A 7,373-nucleotide genomic window follows, 5' to 3' on the forward strand; every position below is an offset into this window, starting at 1 on the left:
TCACATTAACTCGAGTTTGACCGCCACCGTGTAGACGGGCCAGCATGAGCAAGCCTGTCAGCTACAAACGCCATCGCTTTCCGCCTGAGATCATCGCCCATGCGGTTTGGTTGTACTTCCGGTTCCCGCTGAGCCTGCGGCTGGTGGAGGAGATGCTGCTCGAGCGCGGCATTCTCGTCTCCTATGAGACGGTGCGTCGCTGGGCTCTCAAGTTTGGGCCGGCCTTCGCGCGCCGTCTCAGGCGCAAGCCACCAAGCCCCCGCGACATCTGGCATTTGGATGAGGTCGTGGTCACGATCTCGGGCCAGAAGCACTGGTTGTGGCGGGCGGTTGATCAGGACGGTTATGTGCTCGACGAGATCGTGCAGACGCGCCGCGACACCAAGGCGGCCAAGCGCTTGCTGAAGCGTCTGTTGAAGAAGCAGGGCGGTCCGCCCCGGCGCATGATCACTGACAAGCTCGGCTCCTACTCGGCCGCCCGGCGTCAGATCATGCCAGAAGTCGAACACCGATCCCATAAGGGGCTCAACAATCGGGCGGAGAATTCGCATCTCCCGTTCCGCCGGCGAGAACGGGCGAGGCAAGGCTTTCGATCACCCAGGTGCCTGCAGCGGTTCGTCAGTGTCTTCTCTGCCGTCCGCAACCTGTTCGTTCCACCCCGCTCGCGCCGCTCTGCCCGCGCGACCCACCTTCACCGCGTCAACGCCATGGCGGAGTGGAAAGTCGCGGCGGGCGTTGCCACTTGATCCGTTAGGCAATTGGGCCTGCCTGAATACGTCCAGTTCTAGTTAACGTGACAACACCCCTGCAGCATGGTCTTGTCGAGCGTCAGATCGGCCACGAGCTTCTTGAGCCGGGCATTCTCGTCTTCGAGCTGCTTGAGGCGGCGGATTTCGGCTACGCCCATGCCGGCGAACTGCTTCTTCCACCTGTAAAAGGTCGGCTCGGTGATGCTCATTTTGCGGATCACCTCGGCCACCGGCGTGCCGCTCTCGGCTTGGCGCAGCGCAAAGGCGATCTGCTCTTCCGTGTAGCGCGTCTTCTTCATGGCACTGACCCTCCTCAAGGATCAAAATGCCCGGAAAGTTGTCCTCCCAATGGACCAGTTTGACGGGTCAGGACCAGGTCGGCGACCCGATGCCGGCCAACGGTGTCGCCGTGGTTCATGGGGCAGCAAGAGGCGAGGTGAGATGAACAACCCTGAATCCGCGGAGGCGCAACTCGCGGAGAAGATCGGGCAGCGTCGCGGCTGTCTGCGCACGCGTATCGTGAAGGAGAAGAATGCCGCCTCTGCTCTGCTCCAGCCGGCGCAGGACGAGCTGCAATTCAGATGCCGGGCTCATCGGCAGCCAATCCGAAGCCCAAAGGTCGGCGCCAAACACCGCGATATGGCGGCTGGCGAGAAACGCGAGCAGCGGCTCAGTATCAGCAAAGCCTGGAAAGCGGAAAAATGGAACATGCGGTACCCTGCCGGATAGCTCCCCTCCCCAGCCTGCCGCATCCACCGCCTGCATACCTCTGGTGATCTCGGCAACGGCTGCTGCGGTGGGCAGGCCGCGCAGGGTCGCCGCCGGATGAGACCAGCTGTGGTGCGCCACCGTGTGTCCCTCCGCGACTTCACGGCGGACCAGGTCCGGATGCAGGAGAGCATTGCGGCCGATCAGGAAAAAGGTCGCCTGGACACACTCGCGGCGGAGCGCGTCGAGGACCCGAGCTGTTGTTCGTGAGGCGGGGCCATCATCAAACGTCAGAACCACCTCGTGGTCGGCTAACGGAAGGGTCTGGGGATAGTTCTTGCGACCGACCTTCAGCTCGCCGTTCACCGCCAAAGGAAGCACGCGCGACACGCCGAGTGCGCCTTCCCGTGGGCAGGTGGCGGAGCGCATCGGAGAGCCAGAACCAGTCCCAGGCAGAACCCAAGGTGAGCGGTCCCGAGGGCGTCCGGACTGCTGCTGCTTGGCAGCCAGGTTTCTGAACGGTTCAGCGATGGATGGAGTGCTGCCGACCGCTAGCTGGAGCACTCCTATCATCAGGGCGGCAAAACGTTGGAAAGCCGAGCATCTCCATGTCATTGCTTCCTCCGTCAAGCCAGGAAGATGGCGTCTGACGTCTTGAGATGAGAATATCGGGATTCAGGGAGTTTTGGACATCAATAGTGGGAGAAATAGTCCGTCGGGTTTCTCACTTTCAATGCCAATGCGCGGCACTCTACCCCGTCGCGAACCTCTCCCCAGAACCCAACTGGCGGCCAAATCGATCTGCTTCTCCCCCTGATCCGCATCCGACCCTGCCACGCAGAAGCTGATCACACTGTCTTACAGGTAGCCGAGACGCGCATGAGACCGAGCGGGATCAGGCGCACGTCATGGCCCAAGGCCTGGAGCTGACGGCCGATGTGGTGAGCGCCGGCACAGGCCTCCATGCCGATCAGACACGGCGGAATGTTGGCCAGGCGCTGCGGGAGCTGGGTACGGGAGAGCTTAATGCGCAGCACGATGGCGCCACGTTCATCCTGACCGACGAGATGGAAGCTGTTCTTGCCCAGATCGATGCCCAGGGTGGCAATGGCGGCAGAGAAAGAAGACCGTGACATGAGACGTGCTCCTTGCGTGGCTCGAAGCCCCACAGCTTACAGGCAAGCGGGGCAGGAGCACGGCCGGACCATTCCATTAGGCGACATTCCTTACAATTCGGTCGGGGAGCATGCCCTTGCTCCGCCGTAGGACGCCACTCCATCGTTGGGACCCCGTCTTTCAATGCCTGAAGTCCGTTCGCGCAGGCCTTCAGGACCGCCGCAACAGCCATCGTGGCGGCTAGCGATGAGGCGACGTAGAAAAGCCCCTCGTAACCGTATGCAGCGACCAAGGGCGTGCTCAGAAGTGGGGAACAGAACTGGCCGATGAACACGGAAGCGGTCAGGATACCGCCCGCCACCCCTCTCCTCCGGAGCGGAGCAATCTTCAGGGCAAGGGTCACGAAGCTGGGAGATACCAGTGCATAGCCGGCACCGATAGCGGCGGCTGCCACGAACCAGCCCAGAGGTGTCACAGCAAACACCAGCAGCAGGAAACCAAGCGCCATCGCGCCATAGCCCAGGGCGAAGATGCCAACGTAACCGATGGCCCGCTGGACCCGGCCGTAAAGCAGGGCGAGCCCGCCGCCCGAAAGCATCAGGACGCCGAGCGCGGAGCCGGTCATCACTGGGCTGCTGTAGCCTGCCACTGCGAAGAAAAACGACAACTGGGTCGGCATGACGAAAAAGATCATGTTCGTCGTGGCCTGGAGAAGCGCGAGCAGCGTGAAGACGAGGGCCCATGATGAAGGATCGGAGGAGCCGTCCTCCAGGCTTGCCCCAGGAGCGGGCGAGGTCCGTTGCAGGTCAACGATAACCTTCCACATCAACGGCAGGAAGACCGCAGCGAGACCATAGATGGCGAAGGGCAGACGTGGAGAGATCGCCGCGAGCCATCCGGCAGTCGAGATGAAGACCAAACCTCCAAAGCTCCGGGCCGATATCTGAAGCCCGGTCAGCGCGCTCCGCTCGTCTCCGGTAAATTAGTCGCCGATCAGCGCGGTCTGGGCCGTCATGATGAGGGCGACAGCCAATCCCAGTACGAGACGGCTAGCGAAGACGGTTGGAAGGTCGGGAAGGAACAGCCCCGCGCATCCGGCGATCACAAAGAGGATGACCCCGGCCAGGAGCATCCGACGCCGACCGTACCGATCCGCGACAAGACCGGCGAATGGCGCGAAGATGGCGACACTGATGGAGGGTGCGGGTACCAGCAGCCGTACCAGCATCCCAGCATTCGGATCATCCGCGAACAGGCGCTCGAGCCCGGGGAGTGCCGGACTGATCGTGGCATTGGCCATGGTCGTGAGGGACGCTGCCATCAGCAGCGCGATCGCTCGCGGGTCACGCCAGATCTGTGTCTGTCGTTGGACTATCGGGATGGTCATGACGGGCCTCTTGCTCGAAGTAACGATTCGAGAGAGGCTACGACTTCAAGTCAACTTGAGGTCAAGCATGGGCATGATGGACATTGGAGAGGTTGCCGAACGCTCGGGCGTGCCGCCCTCGACGTTGCGCTATTACGAGGAGGTCGGCTTGATCCGCTCGATCAGCCGGCATGGGCTGAGGCGGCAGTTCGATGCCGACGTTCTCTTGAAGCTGTCTCTGATCGAACTCGGGAAGACGGCCGGCTTCTCCCTCACCGAGATTGCACGCATGTTCGGGAAGGACGGACGGCCTGACATTCCCCGGGAACAGTTGCACGCCAAGGCGGACGATTTGCAGCGTCAAATGGTCGACCTGCGGGTGTTGCGGGATGCCCTCCGGCACGTGGCCGAGTGTCCGGCTCCGTCGCATCTGGAATGTCCAACCTTCCGCAAGCTCCTGAAGGCAACGACGCGCAGACGCATCACCCGTCCGAGATCTGGTATCGGACGCCGCAGAGGCTCGCAGCGTGGCGAATAGCTCGTGAACCGCTTCTGGGCATCGGTTCGGATGAGGCGTCTCGGGAGCACGAAGGCCCCCTCGCTGAACGTCAGCTCTCGAGCGCCGAAGCAGACAAAGCGCCTACGTCTCAAGAGTGCCAGGAAGGGACATTCCCTGTTTCCGGGTCGGTGGCTATCGCGGAACACCGTTGATGGAACCTGGGTTGGCGGCGGCCAGAGTAACCCCGGCCTTTCGACCAAGGGCGATTTGAGCAAGCTGCCAAACGAGGCGGCCTCCGCAGTGCCGGGGCAGGCGCCCTTATTTCAAGTGGAGAATGACTGGACCATCCGTCACTTTCGGTGCGCTCGCGCCAATCTCGGACGCATTCTGCCCGACCCACTCCCTGGCCTTTTGGACGCTCTCATCGGTACCCGCCTTATCCTGACAGATGGTGATGGTGACGCCGCCATCGCCGGTGCGGACCAGGGCGTAGCTGACAAATCCCGTGACCGTCCGCATCAGGCCTTCGACATCCGACTGACGCTTTTCCAGCAGATCAAAAAGCTCCTTGGCTCCTTGACCAGAGTAGGTTCTGATCACAGCGTGCATGGATCTTTCCTCTCCCAGGCCTAAGGGTGGGCGGCACTCGCCCGAGCCGCACCTTGTGTCATCTCCTGCCTGTCGAGAAATTCTACCTGCTCCCGAGCCCTGTGCTTGATCAATTAGGACAGGTGCAGGGCATTTTGGGCCATCGCTCTGGTTTCCAATGAGGCCGCGTAATTCCGACAGGCCTGTGTGGCACGGCGGCGAAATCATTGAGGTGGCGCTGGCCGATGATGCCTTCGTTACAAAGTTCTCCCCTCCATCAACAGCAGGGAGAGCGTTCCGGTGGCATCGACGCAGCCATCCCGGTTATCGTCAACGAAGAACTGGCTGGAACGAAAGTCCATGACCAAAACGGGTTCTGCTCGAGCTCCAACCATCTTCGTGACCTGAGAGACCCCAGTCCCGGTCGCGATCCCGAGTTCGGCCAAGTGAGCACGGATCGTATGCAGGAGCATGGTGCGTTGTTTGACCAGGAGAGCCCGGGAGCGGTGCAGCATCGCGGCAGACTGCTGCTCGGGCGATTTGACCGGCACGAAGCGCATGGTCGGGCGCGTCACGGCCTCGCAGATTGCTTCCGCATCCGCGGCATCGTTCTTCTGCCGCTTCACGTACGGTTTCACATAGGCCGGCGGCATGAGCCGGACCTCATGGCCGAGAGCAGTGAGCTCGCGGGCCCAGTAGTGGGCGGTCGCGCACGCCTCCATACCGATCAGGCAGGGCGGCAGGCCTGCACAGAACTTGACGAGCTGCGGCCGCCGGACCTGTCGGCGGATGGCAACCCGCCCCTCGGCATCAACGGCATGGACCTGGAACACCGATTAGGCGAGGTCCAGGCCGACTGTTGTGATCTCTCCCATGTCTTCGCTCCCTCTCGTCCACCTCAAACGGGCTCATCTTGGCACCGTCGGGAGCGGGAGCCATCCACCCCATCGTCAATGGGAACATGTGTAGACGCCCCTGGTAACGCAAGAAGAATCTTCAGGTTTGATACAGCGCGCAGGTCGGATGCGGACATGTGTGCGGCCTCGAGTGCGGCCGATCATACGCCGCGGGCCCGGATGGGAGTACGCGGATCAGGTCCCAATCAATTCTACGCGCTCGAAGCTCTCGTACCCAAGCTGGTTTGTCTGATCCCGTCTCAATGACCGTTGCGCCATCTCTCTCCTTCGACCTTCCTACGCCCCAACAGCCCCTCGGTCGCAACTGCCTACGCAGCCGCGGCCGGAGCCCGATAGACTTCACCGCGTGCCAGCAGCGCCCAGACGATGCGAGCCATCTTATTGGCCAGCGCCACGCGCACCAGCATCGGCGGCTTGTGTGCCACCATCCGGGCAATCCATGATCCCGACGGCGCTCCGTTGCGAGCAACCTGGAGTAAGACACTGTTCGCGCCGATGATCAGCAGGCGGCGCAGCGTTCGCTCGCCCATTTTCGAGGTGGCCCCGAGCTTCTGCTTGCCGCCTGTGGAGCGTTGGAGTGGAGTAAGCCCGACCCACGCGGCGAAGTCCCTCCCGCACCTCAAGGTCTCAGCTGGAGGGGCCAGCGCCGCCAGGGCCACTGCGGTGACCGGCCCGACCCCAGGAATGGTCATCAGCCGCCGCGCCGTCTCATCCTCCTTGGCCCGCCGGGCGACCTCGCGGTCCAAACCTGCAATCTGCTCATCCAGCCGGTGGAGCGTCGCGACCAGCATCCGGAGAATGGGTCGGGCGAGCTCCGGGATCGGCTCCGCCTCATCCTCGACAGCCTGCACCAGGTGCGGAACGTGAGCCGGGCCTTTGGCCACGATGAGCCCGAACTCGGCCAGATGCCCGCGTAGGGCATTGATGATCTGGGTTCGCTGCCGCACCAGGAGGTCGCGAGCCCGGAACACGATCGCTGCGGCTTGAGCCTGTTCGCTCTTGGGCGCCACAAAGCGCATGGTCGGGCGCTGGGCCGCCTCGCAGATCGCCTCGGCATCGGCCGCATCATTCTTCTGGCGCTTCACAAAGGGCTTCACGTATGCCGGCGGGATCAATCGAACCTGATGACCAAGCCTGCGGATCTCGCGCGCCCAATAATGCGAGCTGCCGCAGGCCTCCATGGCCACCGTGCAGGATGGTTGGGCTGCGAAGAACGTGAGCACCTGGTGCCGCCGCAGCTTCTTGCGGAACAGGACCGCTCCGGAGGCATCGGCTCCGTGCACCTGGAAGACATTCTTCGCCAGATCCAAACCGATTGTGCTAACCTCTCCCATGGACGCCTCTCTTAAGTGGTGCTGATCAACACCTCCACTGTGGCACACCGAGGCCGTTGGGGGGCGTCTACCCCATCAGTTCTTGCGCTGGCCCCT

Annotated in this window: 5 protein-coding genes and 4 pseudogenes; 2 read left to right on the forward strand and 7 right to left on the reverse strand. The window is 62.5% G+C overall.

Annotated elements, in window-relative coordinates; translation table 11 throughout:
* The first annotated feature begins 44 nt into the window (after positions 1–44).
* On the forward strand, positions 45–746 hold the full coding sequence (locus DDF70_RS34680) for an IS6 family transposase (protein ID WP_114948864.1): 702 nt from the start codon (positions 45–47) through the stop codon (positions 744–746).
* A 59-nt stretch (positions 747–805) separates the two neighbouring features.
* On the opposite strand, the pseudogene DDF70_RS34685 reads toward DDF70_RS34680, so the two are convergent.
* The 4 genes and pseudogenes from DDF70_RS34685 to DDF70_RS39120 form a co-directional block, all read right to left on the reverse strand.
* Positions 806–1,048: pseudogene (locus tag DDF70_RS34685) on the reverse strand (transposase); the annotation flags it as partial.
* Positions 1,049–1,163: 115 nt separating this feature from the next.
* Positions 1,164–1,886, reverse strand: a complete 723-nt coding sequence (locus DDF70_RS34690) for a polysaccharide deacetylase family protein (protein WP_114949072.1) — start codon at positions 1,884–1,886, stop codon at positions 1,164–1,166.
* A 446-nt stretch (positions 1,887–2,332) separates the two neighbouring features.
* A pseudogene (locus tag DDF70_RS38545) lies at positions 2,333–2,593 on the reverse strand (IS110 family transposase); the annotation flags it as partial.
* Between the two features lie 203 nt (positions 2,594–2,796).
* Positions 2,797–3,960: pseudogene (locus DDF70_RS39120) on the reverse strand (MFS transporter); the annotation flags it as partial.
* 67 nt (positions 3,961–4,027) lie between these two features.
* Here DDF70_RS39120 and DDF70_RS34705 point away from each other — a divergent pair.
* Entirely contained in the window at positions 4,028–4,477 is a 450-nt protein-coding gene (locus DDF70_RS34705) for a helix-turn-helix domain-containing protein (RefSeq protein WP_114949073.1), read from the forward strand.
* 279 nt (positions 4,478–4,756) lie between these two features.
* Here DDF70_RS34705 and DDF70_RS34710 read toward each other — a convergent pair whose 3' ends face one another.
* From DDF70_RS34710 to DDF70_RS34720, 3 genes and pseudogenes are all read right to left on the reverse strand, one after another.
* Positions 4,757–5,047 (reverse strand): hypothetical protein, encoded by a 291-nt coding sequence (locus DDF70_RS34710; RefSeq protein WP_114949074.1) that lies wholly within the window; start codon positions 5,045–5,047, stop codon positions 4,757–4,759.
* A 365-nt stretch (positions 5,048–5,412) separates the two neighbouring features.
* Positions 5,413–5,859: pseudogene (locus tag DDF70_RS34715) on the reverse strand (IS110 family RNA-guided transposase); the annotation flags it as partial.
* A gap of 392 nt (positions 5,860–6,251) precedes the next feature.
* Entirely contained in the window at positions 6,252–7,277 is a 1,026-nt protein-coding gene (locus DDF70_RS34720) for an IS110 family RNA-guided transposase (protein ID WP_114947576.1), read from the reverse strand.
* Between the last annotated feature and the right edge of the window lie 96 nt (positions 7,278–7,373).

This window comes from Microvirga calopogonii (assembly GCF_003347665.1).
Classification (GTDB): Bacteria; Pseudomonadota; Alphaproteobacteria; order Rhizobiales; family Beijerinckiaceae; genus Microvirga; species Microvirga calopogonii.

Coding starts and splice junctions, on each gene's coding strand:
- DDF70_RS34680 (WP_114948864.1), top strand. CDS start 45: ATGAGCAAGCCTGTCAGCTACAAACGCCATCGCTTTCCGCCTGAGATC.
- DDF70_RS34690 (WP_114949072.1), bottom strand. CDS start 1,886: ATGCGCTCCGCCACCTGCCCACGGGAAGGCGCACTCGGCGTGTCGCGC.
- DDF70_RS34705 (WP_114949073.1), top strand. CDS start 4,028: ATGGGCATGATGGACATTGGAGAGGTTGCCGAACGCTCGGGCGTGCCG.
- DDF70_RS34710 (WP_114949074.1), bottom strand. CDS start 5,047: ATGCACGCTGTGATCAGAACCTACTCTGGTCAAGGAGCCAAGGAGCTT.
- DDF70_RS34720 (WP_114947576.1), bottom strand. CDS start 7,277: ATGGGAGAGGTTAGCACAATCGGTTTGGATCTGGCGAAGAATGTCTTC.